The 15266-nt window shown below is 64.2% G+C and carries 13 protein-coding genes and 1 tRNA gene; 8 read left to right on the top strand and 6 right to left on the bottom strand.

Annotated elements, in window-relative coordinates; genetic code table 11:
• Positions 1–16 precede the first annotated feature (16 nt).
• Complete coding sequence (locus tag FWD29_01040; GenBank protein MCL2802531.1) at positions 17–1531, bottom strand: phospholipid carrier-dependent glycosyltransferase; 1515 nt, start codon at positions 1529–1531, stop codon at positions 17–19.
• A gap of 58 nt (positions 1532–1589) precedes the next feature.
• Between FWD29_01040 and rsmI the strand changes: the two genes are divergently transcribed.
• Positions 1590–2519 (top strand): 16S rRNA (cytidine(1402)-2'-O)-methyltransferase, encoded by a 930-nt coding sequence (gene rsmI, locus FWD29_01035; GenBank protein MCL2802530.1) that lies wholly within the window; start codon positions 1590–1592, stop codon positions 2517–2519.
• Between the two features lie 251 nt (positions 2520–2770).
• On the opposite strand, the gene FWD29_01030 is transcribed toward rsmI, so the two are convergent.
• Positions 2771–3355, bottom strand: coding sequence for an isochorismatase family protein (locus FWD29_01030; GenBank protein ID MCL2802529.1), 585 nt, complete (start codon positions 3353–3355; stop codon positions 2771–2773).
• A 190-nt stretch (positions 3356–3545) separates the two neighbouring features.
• Here FWD29_01030 and metG point away from each other — a divergent pair, with 190 nt between their 5' ends.
• From metG to FWD29_01005, 5 genes are all read left to right on the top strand, one after another.
• The gene (gene metG / locus FWD29_01025) at positions 3546–5372 is read left to right on the top strand and encodes a methionine--tRNA ligase (protein ID MCL2802528.1); all 1827 of its coding nucleotides are present in this window, start codon (positions 3546–3548) and stop codon (positions 5370–5372) included.
• A gap of 78 nt (positions 5373–5450) precedes the next feature.
• Positions 5451–6350, top strand: coding sequence for a TatD family hydrolase (locus tag FWD29_01020; GenBank protein MCL2802527.1), 900 nt, complete (start codon positions 5451–5453; stop codon positions 6348–6350).
• 244 nt (positions 6351–6594) lie between these two features.
• Positions 6595–7731, top strand: coding sequence for a ubiquitin-like domain-containing protein (locus tag FWD29_01015; GenBank protein ID MCL2802526.1), 1137 nt, complete (start codon positions 6595–6597; stop codon positions 7729–7731).
• Between the two features lie 32 nt (positions 7732–7763).
• Positions 7764–8738: a 16S rRNA (adenine(1518)-N(6)/adenine(1519)-N(6))-dimethyltransferase RsmA gene (gene rsmA / locus FWD29_01010; GenBank protein MCL2802525.1), complete on the top strand. Its 975-nt coding sequence runs from the start codon at positions 7764–7766 to the stop codon at positions 8736–8738.
• The gene (locus FWD29_01005; GenBank protein ID MCL2802524.1) at positions 8735–9655 is read left to right on the top strand and encodes a 4-(cytidine 5'-diphospho)-2-C-methyl-D-erythritol kinase; all 921 of its coding nucleotides are present in this window, start codon (positions 8735–8737) and stop codon (positions 9653–9655) included. The genes rsmA and FWD29_01005 overlap by 4 nt, the downstream gene beginning before the upstream one ends.
• A gap of 28 nt (positions 9656–9683) precedes the next feature.
• Here the strand turns inward: FWD29_01005 and FWD29_01000 are convergent, their stop codons facing one another.
• From FWD29_01000 to FWD29_00985, 4 genes are all read right to left on the bottom strand, one after another.
• The gene (locus FWD29_01000; protein MCL2802523.1) at positions 9684–10226 is read right to left on the bottom strand and encodes a hypothetical protein; all 543 of its coding nucleotides are present in this window, start codon (positions 10224–10226) and stop codon (positions 9684–9686) included.
• A 106-nt stretch (positions 10227–10332) separates the two neighbouring features.
• Positions 10333–12306, bottom strand: a complete 1974-nt coding sequence (locus FWD29_00995) for an ATP-binding cassette domain-containing protein (protein ID MCL2802522.1) — start codon at positions 12304–12306, stop codon at positions 10333–10335.
• Positions 12306–12848 (bottom strand): MarR family transcriptional regulator, encoded by a 543-nt coding sequence (locus tag FWD29_00990; GenBank protein MCL2802521.1) that lies wholly within the window; start codon positions 12846–12848, stop codon positions 12306–12308. Before FWD29_00990 ends, FWD29_00995 begins: the two co-directional genes overlap by 1 nt.
• Before the next feature lie 24 nt (positions 12849–12872).
• Positions 12873–13478 (bottom strand): TetR/AcrR family transcriptional regulator, encoded by a 606-nt coding sequence (locus FWD29_00985; protein ID MCL2802520.1) that lies wholly within the window; start codon positions 13476–13478, stop codon positions 12873–12875.
• Between the two features lie 107 nt (positions 13479–13585).
• Here FWD29_00985 and FWD29_00980 point away from each other — a divergent pair.
• Positions 13586–13657 (top strand) — tRNA-Gln (locus tag FWD29_00980).
• Between the two features lie 173 nt (positions 13658–13830).
• Positions 13831–15228, top strand: a complete 1398-nt coding sequence (gene glmU, locus FWD29_00975) for a bifunctional UDP-N-acetylglucosamine diphosphorylase/glucosamine-1-phosphate N-acetyltransferase GlmU (GenBank protein ID MCL2802519.1) — start codon at positions 13831–13833, stop codon at positions 15226–15228.
• Positions 15229–15266: the final 38 nt, after the last annotated feature.

Here is a 15266-nt window from a genome sequence, read left to right as displayed (position 1 = left end):
CTAGCACTATTGCTAGCTAGTACCAGGACGGTAGCCAGTAGTGGAACTGCCAATACCAATCCGCAATCGAAGCGCCGGTCCAAATAGGCCAGAACAAGGCCGCAGCGGCCAGGATTAGGACCACAGCCGACCCGGCCAAAATCCGGCCAACCTCGCCGCGAGAGGTTGTTGCGCCCGGTGGTCCAAGCAGTTTACCCAGCCCAAAGGTCAAGGCCAGCGCCACATACGGCACAAAGACCACTGAATAGAAACTAAAGATGGTGCGGTCGGCAAAGAACAGCCACGGCACCCAGCCGGCGATGTAGCCGGCCAGGATAATCCAAGCCCTTCGGTCAGCCCAGATCACGGCCGCCCATAGCACCGCGCCCAAGCCAACCAGCCCAAACCACCAAATCAGCGGGTTACCAAGGGCGGTGATGGCCTGGGTGCAAGCACCGGATCCGCAGGTCGGTTCGTGCTCGAGAAACATCGAAGTTGGCCGCCACTGGATCATCCAGTCCCAGGGCTTGGACTGGTAGTCGTGCGGTTTGTCGAGCGTGGTGTGAAAACCCCAAGCCATCTGGTGGTAGGCCACCAGTGAGCGCAAACCGGGTGGCAGCCAAGTCAGACCTTGGCCCGGGTTGGCGGCGGCCCACCCACGCATGTAGCCGGATTTGGTCACCAACCAGCCGGTCCAAGAGCCCAGGTAGACCACCAAGGCTACTGGCACCATCAGCGCAAAGGCTTTGATCCCGTCGCGCAACACCCCGGCCAGGGGCCACCAGCGAACGCCGGCTTGCCGCCGGGCCCAACAATCCCAGACCACCACCAATAGACCCAGCACGGCCACGAAATACAGCCCGGACCATTTCACGCCACAGGCCAGGCCCAGTGAGACCCCGGCCGCCAGCAGATACCAGCGCATACCCAGGCCTGGGCCCAGGCGGCTGCGGTCATAGAGCGGCTGGCCCAGTCGCCCGTGGCCCACCGGTCGCCGGCGCAGCGCCGCCAAGCGGGCATCCATCACGGCGCGGTCCTTTAGCACTAACCACAGCGCCAGCAGCGTGAACAGCGTCAAAAAAATATCAAGCAAGCCGGTGCGCGCCAACACCAGCGACTGCCCGTCGACCGCCATGAACAGCCCGGCCAGGGCGGCCCAGACAGGTGAGTTGAAGAGCCTCCGGGCAATCAGCATTACCAGCAGCACACACAAAGTGCCGGCCAGGGCGGCGGAAAAGCGCCAGCCAAAGGCGGATTCGGGTCCAAACAGCCACATACCGAAGGCGATCAGCCATTTGCCCAGGGGCGGGTGGACCACGTACTGGCCGGTGGTCTGGAGGAAGGAGAAATCGCCGGCTTCGAATGCTGGGTTGGCGTCCTCCGCCCAGCTCAGCTCGACGCCATGGTTGAGCAGCGAATAGGCGTCTTTGACGTAGTAGGTCTCGTCAAAGATCAGCTTTTGTGGGAAGCCCAAGTTGACGAACCGCATTAGGGCAGCTAGGACCAACACCGCCAGCATCGGCCACCAATTGGGCAAGCGGGCCGCGGTCATGCGCAGCCTGCCGAGGTGGCTGGCGAGCCCAGGTCTCACGGGCCTATATGGTACGGGCATGGATCGAACTGACCGGACAATAACCGGTTTGGTCATCGCCGCTACGCCGCTGGGCCGGGCCGAAGACGCCTCAGCCCATCTGTGCCGCCTGCTGGTCCAGGCCGATGTAATTGCCGCTGAAGACACCCGCAAACTGCTCGATCTGGCTCGCCGCCTCAAAGTCCAGCCTGGCGGGCGGATTGTCTCGCTGCATGACCATAATGAGCGTTCCCGGGTGGAGCAGCTGCTGGCGGCGGCGCGTTCGGGTCTGGTGGTCTTGGTGTCCGATGCCGGTACTCCCTTGGTTTCAGACCCCGGCTTTGTTTTGACTCGGGCGGCGATTGATGCCGGGCTAGACGTGGGCGTGGCACCTGGTCCAAGCGCCGTCACCACGGCCCTGCTGTTGTCTGGCCTGCCGGCCGAACGCTTCGTTTTCGAAGGCTTCTTGCCTAGATCCAAAGGCCGGCGCGGCCGGCTGGAGGAATTGGCGACCGAGCGGCGCACCATCGTTCTTTTCGAGTCGCCGCGCCGCCTTGGCCAAACCCTGGCCGAGCTGCGCGACCACCTTGGCCCAGACCGGCCCGGAGCGGTTTGCCGCGAAATGACCAAGGTTCACCAGGAGGTTCGTCGCGGTTCGCTGGCCGAGCTAGCCGACTGGGCCAGCCACGGCGTACTTGGCGAGGTCACAGTGGTAGTCGCCGGCGCCCAAACCAGCCAGGCGCGCGGCACCCAAGCCCAGGGACCGCAGGCGGTAGTGGCAGACCTTAACCTTGAAGGCGGCCAAGAGGTGGAGACCCCTGACGTCCCACAGGCCGTGGTGGTGGCGGTAGAAGCCCGCGTCGAGGCCGGCGACAGCCTCAAAGACGCAGCCGCCGCCGAGGCCGCCGCTCACGGTTATTCGCGCCGGGCCGTTTACCAAGCGGTCCTAGCAGCCCGCCACCAAACCTAAAGCTCAGACCCCTCCTCCACTGCGGGACTGAGCTTTTGCACGAAACCCAAGGGCCCAAAAAAGAGGGGCGGGGTAAGGGGCGTCGTCAGGGTTTGGCTCCGGGCATGTGACTTTGGCGATGCGTCGCATCGCCCCAAGTCACGGCGCGAGACGACGCCGCTTTCTCCGCACCGGCCCATGTCCTCCGCCCCGGCCCATGTTCTCCGCACCGGCCCCCATGCCAAAGCTCAGTCTCGCGGTATTAGTGCAGGTCAGGCTACGGCGGTGGTGGGTTCGAGTTTGACACCGGCTGCGGCCATGCGCTCGCGGGCAGCTTGGCCCAGCTCTTCGGTGACCGGCACGGTCAGGTCGGTCAGCACCCGGCAATCCAGCCCGTGTTTGACCGCGTCAAGGGCGGTGGCCATGACGCAATGCGATTCGGCAATGCCGACTACGTCAACGGCCTTGATTCCGGCCAGGTTCAGCAGCTCAACCAGGGGCAGACCCAAAGCGTCGACGCCCTCAAAACCGGAATAGGCGGCGGCGAATTGTCCTTTTTTGACCGAGACATTGGCCCTGAGGTCAGCCAGGGCCGGGTGAAGTTCGGCGTTGGCGCTGCCAGCCAGGCCGTGCGGTGGCCAGGAGTCGACATAATCTGGCTGGTCAGCGAAGTGGTCGCCGGGTTTGATGTGCCAGTCCTGAGTTGTCACCACCAGGCAGTAGTTATCCGGGTGGGCGGTCACAAAACCGGCGATGGCCTGGGCGGTGGCATTGCCGCCCTCCACCGGCAGTTCGCCGCCTTCGCAAAAGGTTGGCTGGACGTCAACAATGATCAGAGCGCGGTGGTTTTGGGCCATGGCCCAATCCTAGAGGGGTGCATTTCCGTCTGCGTTGACAGCCTTAGAGGTCCGCCGGTGCCGCATCGCCAGGCGGCGGCCCGCCTCTTTGGGCGGTGCTGCCTAAGCGCTGCCGCCGCAGCTGCCAGGCGCAGACGCCCCAGATCGCAGCCGGCAAAGGTCGCCCGCCCATCCCCTAAGCTTGGGGGCCATGACACGGGTGCTTTCCGCGGTGGCTTGGCCTTATGCCAACGGGCCGCGCCATATTGGTCACGTTGCTGGGTTTGGTGTGCCTTCAGACGTTTTCTCCCGGGCGGCCCGGATGGCCGGCCACGAAGTGCTGATGATTAGTGGCACCGACGAGCATGGCACACCGATTCTGGTCCAAGCCGAACAAGACGGCGTTAGCCCGCAGGCTCTGGCCGACCGCTACAACCGGGTCATTGTCGAGGATCTACATAGGCTTGGGCTGAGCTATGACCTCTTCACCCGTACCACCACCCGCAACCACTACCAAGTGGTACAAGAGATGTTTCGTCAGGTGTACAAGAACGGCTACCTGGTCGAACGCACTACCAAAGGCGCGGTTTCACCCTCAACCGGCCGGACTTTGCCGGATCGGTTCATCGAAGGCACCTGCCCCATTTGCGGCGACGATTCGGCCCGCGGCGACCAATGCGACAACTGTGGCAATCAGCTCGACCCGGTCGATTTGATCAGTCCCCGCTCCCGTATTAACGGTGAGACTCCCAAGTTCATCGAAACCGAGCACCTCTTCCTGGACCTGCCGGCTCTGACCGATGCCCTGGCGACTTGGCTGGGCTCGCGCAGCAATTGGCGCCCCAATGTGCTCAGGTTTTCGCTCAACCTGCTTGATGAAGTTAAGCCCCGAGCCATGACTCGCGACATCGACTGGGGTATCCCGGTGCCCCTGCCGACCTGGGAAGACCAGTCCGCCAAGCGGATCTATGTTTGGTTCGACGCGGTGGTGGGCTACCTCAGCGCTTCGATCGAGTGGGCCAGACGGCGGGCACTGGCCGGCCAAGGTGACAGCGAGGAGTGGCGCCAGTGGTGGAACAACCCCGAGGCCCAGGCCTACTACTTCATGGGCAAGGACAACATCACCTTCCACTCCCAGATTTGGCCGGCTGAGCTGCTGGGCTACGACGGCGAGGGCTCGCACGGCGGTCAGCCGGGCAGATTTGGCCGCCTGCAACTGCCCACAGAAGTGGTCTCTTCGGAGTTCCTAACAATGGAGGGCAAGCAGTTTAGTTCCTCCCGTGGGGTCGTAATCTACGTCTGTGACCTGCTGGAACGCTACCAACCAGACGCTTTGCGCTATTTCATCGCCGTGGCCGGTCCTGAAAACCAAGATTCGGATTTCACCTGGGCTGAATTCAAACGCCGCAACAACGACGAGCTTGTCGCCGCCTGGGGCAATCTGGTTAACCGTACGGTAAATTTGATCCACAAGAACCTTGGCGCCATCCCGGCCGCGCACGGGCCAGAAGCGCTGGAGCAGGCCGACCGAGCCGTCTTGGCCGCCACCGAGGCGGCTTTCACCGAGGTTAGCGACCTAATTGCGCGGCATCGGCAAAAGGCTGGTATCACCGCCGCCATGAAAGCGGTTGCCCAGGTCAACGCCTACCTGGCCGAGACCGCGCCCTGGAAACTGGCCAAGGGCGACGATGCCGCTCGCTTGCGTATGGCGAGCATCCTCCACACCGCAGCCCAGGCGGTCAGCGACTGCAATACGCTGCTGGCGCCCTATTTGCCCCATGCTGCCCAGGCCGTTGACCAGGCCTTGGGCTTTGTGCGTGATTTTGGCGGCAAGGTGCGGATCGAGCAGGTCACCGATTTGGATGATCCATCCAGGTCTTACCCGATTTTGACCGGCGACTACGGCCAAGCTGTGCCCCGCTGGCGACGCGAGCCAATCCCGGCCGGCCAAGTGGTACCCAAACCCAGCCCGGTTTTCGCCAAGCTAGATGACTCGGTGGTGGAAGAGGAACTCGACCGCCTGCGCTCCCAGGGCTAGCCGGCCGCGCCAGGCGGCCCCACCACCGGCGAGCTCAGCAGCACCAACACCCGCGAGGTTGAGGCCTGGCATGATGTCATGCGAAAGCTCGACCTCGCGGTTGGGGTGGGCGCGGCGGACAGGGGGACAGCCAAATTGGCCAAGGACCGTTCATACCCGCCGCTGCCGGAACCCCTGCCGGCGCCGGTGGTGGATAACCACACCCACATTGAGCCAGGCCAGTGGCCCAGACCGGCCCTGAGCTTGGATAGTCAAGTCGAAAAGGCTAGCGCCGTGGGGGTGGATCGGATAGTCCAATGCGGCTGCGACCTGGACTCGGCCTACTGGACCGCCACCGAAGCGGTCAAGAACCCCGCCGTACTTGGCGCCATTGCCATTCACCCCAATGAAGCGCCCAGGCTTGAGGCCAAGGGCGCCTACCAAGACGGACTCAACCAGATCCGCCAATGGGCCATCGACAACCCGCGGGTCAGAGCAATTGGCGAGACCGGCTTGGACTTCTACCGCACCGGCCCCGAACACCACCACACCCAAATCGAAGCCTTTAAGGACCACATCGCCCTGGCCAAGGAGTTGGGCCTGGCCCTTCAAATCCACGACCGTGACGCCCACCGCGAGGTGGTCGAAACCCTCGAGGCGGTCGGCGCGCCGGAACGCACCGTTTTCCACTGCTTCTCGGCCGGCGCCGAACTCGCCAGTATCTGCGCCGAGCGAGGCTGGTACTGCTCCTTTGCCGGAACCATTACCTTCGCCAACGCCAAAGGCCTGGTCGAGGCGGTCGGCGAGCTGCCGGCATCGGGCGTGCTTCTGGAAACCGACGCCCCCTACCTGACGGCCGAACCGTACCGCGGCCGGGCCAATGCCCCATACCTAGCGGCACTGACTATGCGGCGCCTGGCCAGCGCCATGTCAATGCCACTCGAGGCCGCATGTGCCCAGGTCAGCGCGAATTCTGAGGCGGTCTACGGAACCTGGTGAACCCGCCCAGGCGGTCAAAACCGCCTAGTTGCCGTCCACAAACCTGGCCATCGGATTGGCCTGATCAGCCAAAATCCGCTAGCGTCGATGTTGGCAGACAACCCGAGCCCTCCCGGGGAGATATCGAAGTTTGGTTCTGAAGAGTTCTGGATCCCGTGCGGCATCCCGGACGCATCGCGCCAATGGGCGCCGCGCGTCTGGCCGCCGGCGGGCACTTGGCTGGACCGCCAAGGTCACGGCGACCGTGCTGGCGGCCGGTGCCCTGACCGGTTTTGCCACCGCTCACAAGACCGTCACCTTAACCGTTGACGGCGAGTCGACCCAGGTAACCACTTTTGGCGGTTCGGTTGGCTCGGTGCTGGCACAGGAAGGCGTCACCTACGGCGAACGCGATCTGGTGGCACCGGCGCCTGGAGCGGCCGTGCCGCGTGGCGGCGAAATCGTAGTTCGGCTGGCCAAGCCGCTGTCTTTGAACATTGACGGAGCCCAGCGGGTGGTCTGGACCACCGCCGAGACAGTTGACCTGGCCTTGGCGGACCTGGGCGTGCGCGCCGCCGAATCCCAGTTGTCTGTCGCCCGGGGGGCTGCGGTTGACCGGCAGACCAGCGTGGTCACTGTCTCCACGCCCAAGGTGATGATGGTGGTGGTCGACGGGGCCAAGTTGCAGGCGCAAACCAACGCCGCCACCGTCTCCGATGCCTTGACTGCGTTAGGCGTAGTTTTGGGGCCAGATGACCAGGTCAACCCGGCACTTGACCAGCCGACCAAGCCGGGCCAGACCATCACAGTAGAGCGGGCCTTCATCACTGACGGCTCCCAGACAATCGTCCTGCCGTTCGAAAAGGTCACCAAGAAAGACGCCACGATGGCCAAAGGCACCACCAAGGTGGTTCAAGAGGGCAAGGCCGGCCAGCGGCTGGTGACCTATGTCGCCACCATGGCCGGTGACACTGAGCTTGAGCGCACCGTGGTCATGGACACCATTGTGGTGGCGCCGGTTGACGAGATCACCTTGGTTGGCACCAAGGAGGCGCCAAAGCCCACCAATGTGCCCAATGTGCCTATCAATGTCTCTCCGGGCAGTGCCCAGGCCATCGCCAAGGAAATGATGGCCAACCAGTACGGCTGGGGCGATGACCAATTCGCCTGCCTGGTGGCCTTGTGGGAACGTGAATCAGGCTGGCGAGTTAACTCCTCCAACCCGTCCTCGGGCGCCTATGGCATTCCTCAAGCTTTGCCCGGCTCAAAGATGGCCTCGGCCGGAGCCGATTGGCGCACCAACCCGGCTACACAAATTGCCTGGGGCTTGGGTTACATCAAGGGTCGTTACGCCACACCCTGCGGCGCCTGGGGCGCGTTCCAGCAAAAGGGCTGGTACTGAGCTTCGATGATGCGGCGCCGGTTGGCGTCAGCCTGCTTGGCCCCTCCGAGGTCCTGTCCTTGTGCCGGCGCCTGGAGTTGCATCCGTCCAAATCACTAGGGCAGAACTTTGTAGTAGACCCGGGCACGGTCTGCCGGATTGTCAAGTTGGCCGATGCCGGCCCCCACGTCATTGAAGTAGGCCCCGGTTTGGGTTCGCTGACCTTGGCCCTGTTGGCGGCCGGACACCATGTCACGGCTATCGAGCTTGACCCTGTCCTGGCGGCTCAACTGCCCCTGACAGTGGCTGGGCGGGCGGCCGGCCTGGCCGATCGCCTAACTGTGGTGACGGCCAACGCTTTGGATGTGACTGAGCTGCCGGCCAGCCCTAACCCCACCACTACCCCCTCCAGCCCAACCAATTCCCGCGAGACCGAGCTTTCGCATACCCCCACCCAAGCCCGCGAGACCGAGCTTTGGCATAATCCGGCCGCCTTGGTGGCCAACCTGCCCTACAACGTGGCTGTGCCGCTGCTGCTGACCTATCTCGAGCGCTTCGACTTCATCACCAAAGCCCTGGTCATGGTCCAGGCCGAGGTAGCCGCCCGCCTGGTGGCCAAACCCGGTTCGCGGACCTACGGCGTACCGAGCGCCAAACTGGCCTGGTGGGGCACGGCCCGCCTGGCCGGCCAAGTGCCCCGAAACGTCTTCTACCCGGTCCCAAGGGTTGACAGTTCGCTTGTCCTATTCCAACGTTGGGGCCCAACTGACGAACCCCACAGCAGCCTAAGTGAGCTTGGGCATCTCAAGGCGGCCCAGTACCCGGCAGTGGCCCGGGTCATCGACGCCGCCTTTGCCCAGCGGCGCAAGACCTTGCGCTCGGCCCTGTCGGGACTGGCCGGTTCGAAAGAGGCAGCCGAGGCTGCCCTAATCAAGGCCAAGGTTGAACCGTCGCAGCGTGGCGAGCAGTTAGCTGCCCCCGACTTCGCCAGAATTGCCGGGGCTCTTGGACTGATGGAGGCGCCATGACGACCCAAATAGCCGATGTCACCGTGACCGCCCCGGCCAAAATCAACCTGCTGTTGCTGGCGGGATCACCCAGGCCAGATGGCTACCACCCGCTCCTGACTGTCTTCCAGGCGGTTGACTTGTACGAAGAGGTGACGCTGCGACCGCCGGTGGCCGCCAAAATCGAGGTGGTTGTGAACGGCCTGGACAGCGCACTGGTGCCAATGAGTGAGGAAAACCTGGCGGTTCGAGCCGTCCGCGCGGTGGCTCAAGTGGCTGGTGTGCCAGCCGAGGTCAAAATCGACATCACCAAGTCTGTGCCGGTGGCCGGAGGACTGGCTGGAGGCAGCGCCGACGCGGCCGCTGCCCTAGTGGCGGCCAACCGTTATTGGCAGGCCGGACTTGATAAGGCGGCACTGCACCAACTGGCCGCCGGCCTGGGCTCGGATGTCAACTTTTGCCTCGATGGCGGCACGGCTCTGGGATCGGGGCGCGGCGAACAGCTCGAGACCCTAGATTGCCCGGCCGCCCTGCATTGGGTTTTGGCCACTCGGCCAGGGGGTGGGCTATCGACTCCGGCTATCTTCGATCGCCTTGACAGCGCTAGGGCTGGGGCCGAACGTAGCCTGCCCACTCAGCCGCCACGCCAACTGGTCGAGGCTCTTGGCCAAGGTGAGGCCGGTGACATCGGCCAATGGCTGCGCAACGATTTGCAGCCAGCCGCCACCGAAGCTTGTCCGCCTCTGGTCGAAACCATCGCGTTGGCCAAGGAAGTTGGGGCGCTGGGTGCCATCGTCACCGGTTCGGGGCCAACTGTGGCCGTGCTGGCGGCCGGCCCGGCCCACGCCAGGCATTTGGCCACTGTGATTGGCCAGTCCAACCCCGAATTGCGCTGCCACACTGTCACCGGTCCGGCGCCTGGACCGCTGGCCCGCTAGGACCCCAGCGCCTGGTCAAGTCTTATTGCTAACGGCTGCGGTTACCGGGTTTGATCGAGCGCAGCAGGCCAGGTGAATCGGCGCCGGTCGCATCGATGCCGGTCCGGCGCCCTGCCAGCAAGGCGAATCTGGCTTGGGCCCGTTCGAGCCAGGTCTCGACCGCGACGGCCTCGAGTCCCAGCACCAGGCCAATCTCCGGCCGCGCCAGTTCATCCCAGTAAGCCAGTTGCAGGATCTCTCGTTCCCGCCGGCCCAACTGGGCCAGGGCCTGGCGCAAAGCGCCTGCCTCTTGACTATCTGCCGGTTCGTTTGGCAGCGGAGCGCCGCGCGAGCCGGCGATCGCCTCCATGATTGTGCGCCGGCCCGAGTCTTCCCGATAAGTCTCGTCAACGACCTGTTGGACCAGCTGGAAGGCTTGGTGCAGATCGGGCGCTGCGTTCTGGCAGGCCAGGCGATCAAAGACCCGCCCGGCCAGCACCTCTGGGTCGGCTTGCATGGCCCTCCACTCGCAGGCGGCCACCACCAGGGTGTGGTATTCGGCCCGGAATGCTGACTGGTTCGCCTCAGCCACTTTGTCCAACCTCCTGCCTCGGCTCGCGGCACCGGCATCCTTGGCTGCCGCGAGACTGTGCTGTTGGACATTCTGCCAAACCTGCCTCCCGCCGGGACTGGGCTGGTTACAGGCCGGCTTGGTCGGCCAGGACGAGCCAGCTGTCTTCTTCTGCGGCGATGGCCTCAGTCAGTTCGGCTAGACGGGTGGTCAGCGGAGCCAGGCCGGCGAAATCGGTCGGGTCGTGCTGGATCAATTGCTCGTTGACTTGGTCGCGTTGGGCTCGCAGCCGCTCCAGGCGTCGTTCCACCGCCGCCAATCGTTTCTTGGCTGCCCGGATGGCTTTGGCGTCCGATGCCGGGGCTTTGGTGGCGCTGTCATCTTGGCCAGGACTGGTGCTGGGTTTATGCGAAGGCTCAGTCTCGCGGGTCGGGGGTTGGCCGGTGCCGGGCTTGGGCCAAACCTCGCTCTGGCGGGAAGAGGGCTGGTTGGGTGAGGTTTTATGCCTAGGCTCAACCTCGCCAGTGGCAGGCGGGCTGGTGGAGGACAGCTCGATGAATTGGTCAACGCCGCCCGGCAGGTGGCGCAGGTGGCCGTCAAGGATGGCCCACTGACTGTCGGTGGTGCGTTCCATCAGGTAGCGGTCGTGTGTCACCACGATCAGCGTGCCTGGCCAGGAGTCCAGTAGGTCCTCAATGGCGGCCAGCATGTCGGTGTCTAGGTCGTTGGACGGCTCATCCAGGATCAAAACATTGGGTTCTTCCATCAGCACCATGGCCAACTGCAGCCGCCGCCGCTGGCCGCCTGACAAAGACCGGACCAAAGTCGCCATATGGGCCGGGCCAAATCCAAGGCGCTCCAAAATGGCGCCAGGCGTCATCTCTTGACTGCCCGCGCTCCAACCGGGTGTGGCCTGGCGGCCACCACCGGTCCAAGCTCCGGCCGCCCGGCCACCTGATTGGTAGCTGGCTTTCATCCGGGCCATGACCTGGCGAACCGGCTGATCCTCCCATTCACCTAGTTCACGCAGGTCTTGATGCAGGGTCGCCGCGCGGACAGTTTTGCCGCGTTTGACCCGTCCGGACATGGGTTTCATTAACCCTGCGACCAGGCTTAGCAAGGTGGTTTTGCCAGCGCCGTTGGCGCCGAGCAGGCCAATCCGGTCGCCGGGGCCAATCAGCCAATTGACGTGGCTTAGTACCGGCCGGCCATTGAAGCCGGCGGTGACGTCATCAAGCTCGGCCACGTCTTTGCCCAGGCGGCACATGGCCAAACGTTCCAGTTCGACCTGGTTGCGCGGTGGCGGCTCATTGGCGATCAGGGCCTCGGCCAAGTCCAGGCGGAACTTTGGCTTTGACGTCCTGGCTGGAGCACCGCGGCGCAGCCAGGCTAGCTCCTTGCGCAGCAACGACCGGCGGCGCTGAGCCTGGGCAGCTGCCTGTTGGTCGCGTTCGACTCGGCGCAGCACGTAGGCGGCGTAACCGCCTTCGAAGGCGGTCACCTGGCCACTGTGCACCTCCCAGGTTGCATTCGAGACCTGATCAAGGAACCAGCGGTCATGGGTCACTACCAGCAGGGCGCCGCGCCCAGGTGGCCAGCGCTGCCGCAGGTGGCCGGCCAGCCAAGTAATGGCCACCATGTCTAGGTGGTTGGTCGGTTCGTCTAGGCATAGCACATCCCAGCTGCCCAATAGGATCCGGGCCAAGGCCGCTCGGCGCATCTGGCCGCCGGATAACTCACCTACCGGCGTCTCGAGCCGGACATCGGCCAGCAGGGCAGTCATGATCTCGCGGGCCTGGCCCTGCCCTGCCCAGACGTGGTCAGCTGCGCCGTCAACCACCACTTGGCGGACGGTGGCCTGGGCGTCCAAGTGGTCGGTCTGTTCCAAAAGGCCAATCGTGACATCACCAGGGTGGGTGACCCGGCCGGCATCGGGCAATAGACGCCCAGCCAGCAGACCCAGCAAGGAGGACTTGCCGTCGCCGTTGCGACCGACTACACCGACCCGGTCGCCATCGCTCAGCCCCAGGGAGACCTGGTCCAAGACCACGCGATTGGGGTAGGTCAGCGACAGCGACTGGGCGCCAAGCAGATGAGCCATCAGCTGGCGCGGCCGCCCGGGCCGGCTGAGCCCTCAGCCTCGAAACGGGCCAGCAAGGTGCCCAACATGGCCGCCAGATCGCCGCCCTGGCTCTGGGCCAGCGGTGCCATCAACTGGGCTTCGCGTTGGAGCAGATCGGCCAGGGCACCGTCCACCGCGTCGCGGCCGGCATCAGTCAAGCGAACCTGGGTGACCCGGCCGTCGGCCGCGTCAGAGCGGCGTTCAACCAGGCCGCTGGCCTCGAGGCGGTCAATCCGGTTGGTCATGGTGCCACTGGTGACCATCATCTGAGCGGTCATTTGGCCCGGTCTCAGCTCGTAGGGCGCTCCGGCCCGGCGCAGGTCCGCCAGCACGTCGAACTCCCAGCTTTGCAGGCCGTGACCGCTTAGAACCTCGCGGCGAGCCTGGTCCAGGTACTTGGCCAGAAGCGTGATCCGGCTCCAAGTTTCCATTGGCGCCACTTCCAGATCCGGGCGCTCGCGGCGCCAGGCCGAGATCACGCGCTCGGTGGCGTCAGACCGTCTCTCGGAAGCTGCGGACACGGACTTCACACTACAAGCAGCTGGCTATTGGTTTTTGGGGTTGGCCACCCGCGGCTTTGACTCCATGCCGCGCAGGCCGTTCCAGGCCAAGTTAGTCAAATGGGCCGCCACTTGGGTCTTATCCGGCTGACGTTCCTCCAGCCACCACTGGCCGGTAAAGGCGATCATGCCGACCAACATTTGGGCGTAAATCGTCGAGTTAGCTGGTTCGAGCTTGTGAACGGCAAATTCTTGCCTAAGTAGCGCGCCGACCTGACCGGCCACATCACCCAGCATTGAGCTAAACGGGCCGGTGGCCTGGGCCATGGGTGAGTCGCGTACCAGGATCCTGAAACCGTCTTCGTGATCCTCGATGTAGTCCAGTAGCTCCAGCGCGGTCCGCTCGACCACCCGTTTGGGATGACCCTCCGAGCTAAGCGACCGCCGCAGCCGATCCGAAAGCTCCTTGACCTCCCTATCAACCACCACGGCGTAGATGCCCTCTTTGCCGCCAAAGTGTTCGTAAACCACCGGCTTGGAGACCTCGGCCCTGGCCGCGATCTCCTCCACTGAGGTTGAGTCGAAGCCCTTTTCGGCGAACAACGACCGTGCCACCAGCAATAACTGCTCGCGTCGTTCGTGGCCGGACATACGGGCTCGCTGGGTCTTGGCGCGGGGCATGGCACTATTCTGCCGGATCGGCGACTTGCCGGCTGGTTCGTCTGTTTGGCGATCCGTGGCAAACTAGGTAGGCGCATTCCGCCTTGGTGTAATAGGCAGCACAGGGGTTTTTGGTGCCCTTAGTCCAGGTTCGAGTCCTGGGGGCGGAGCGGCCGCGTCGGTCAAGGCAGATGCCAAGTGATGGCCTGGGCCAACGGGACACAACAGCACAGCCTGGTTCAAGGAAATAGCGTCATCGCCCGTTCCTTGGCCGCCAATCGAACAGGAGTTTTGCATGCTCAAACCCGTCGTTTTAGTCCTTGCCGCTGGACAGGGCACCAGGATGAAGTCGATCAAGCCAAAGGTGCTGCACCAAGCTGCCGGCCGGAGCCTGCTGGGTTACGCCATGGCCGCTGGCGCTGAGCTTGACCCTGAACGAATCGTGGTGGTGGTGCGCAACGGCCGCGATGAGGTGGCGGCGGAAGCACTGGCATTGGACCCCAACGTGCTGGTGGCGGACCAAGACGACATTCCCGGTACGGGACGGGCCGTCCAATGCGCCCTGGTCGCCATGGACGCGGCCGGCGTCAAGGCCGCTGGGGGAGTGTTGGTGATGGCCAGCGACACACCACTGTTAGACGGGCAAACCCTCAAAGCCCTGCTTCAAGCGCATCAGGCGGATTCCAACGCCATCACCATCCTCAGCGCCGAGGTCGAGGACCCCTATGGCTACGGCCGCATTGTTCGCGGTGGCGACGGCCAAGTCGAGGCCATCGTTGAGCAGCGCGATACGACCGAAGAACAGGCCAAGATTTGCGAAATCAACTCGGCCACCTATGTTTTCCAGGCCCGCGCCCTGCACCAGACCCTGGATCATGTAGACAACGACAACGACCAAGGCGAGGTCTATTTGACTGACACCGTTGAACTTGCCCGCCAGGCGGGCATGCCAGTGCGCGCCCTGATTTGCGAGGACCCCCATGTCATTCAGGGCGTCAATGACCGCCAACAACTGGCCCAAGCGGCCCAGGAAATCAACGCCCGCCGCCTTGAGGCCGCCATGCTGGATGGTGTCACCATCGTCGACCCGGCCAGCACCCAGATAGGACCTGGGGTCGAGCTAGCCCCGGATGTCACCCTCGAGCCGGGCACCGATCTGAGGGGCAACACCAAAGCCGAGGCCGGCGCCGTCATCGGCCCATATACCACCTTGACTGACTGCCAGGTCGGGGCTGGCGCCAAGGTCGACCGGACCGTGGCCAACCAGGCCGTGATTGGCCCGCGCGCCAACGTTGGCCCTTTCACGCATCTGAGGCCCGGCACGGTCCTAGGCGCGGACACCAAAGCCGGTTCATTCACCGAGCTCAAGGCGGCCGATATAGGCGACGGAGCCAAAGTGCCGCATTTGGCCTATGTCGGTGACGCCATAGTGCATCAGGCGGCCAATATTGGCGCTGGCTCAATTTTCGCCAACTACGACGGCGTCAAGAAATCGAAGTGCGAGGTTGGCCCGGCTGCCAGGATCGGCTCAAACAACGTGCTGGTGGCCCCTATCAACGTCGGAGCCGGCGCCTACTCCGGTGCTGGTGTGGTCATTCGCGGTGACGTGCCACCGGGCGCATTGGCGCTGGGCGGCAAGGACCAGCGCGTCATCGAAGGCTGGACGGCGGCCAAACGCCCCGGTTCGGATAGCGCAGAGGCCGCGGCAAAGGCTCAGACCAAAGAAGACGGCGCGGCTTAGTCACCTGGCGGCCACCCCGCCCCTCCGGGCGCTAAGCT

The organism is Micrococcales bacterium (assembly GCA_009784895.1).
In the GTDB taxonomy this organism is placed as follows: domain Bacteria; phylum Actinomycetota; class Actinomycetes; order Actinomycetales; family WQXJ01; genus WQXJ01.
This window is presented reverse-complemented; position numbering and strand designations above follow the sequence as displayed.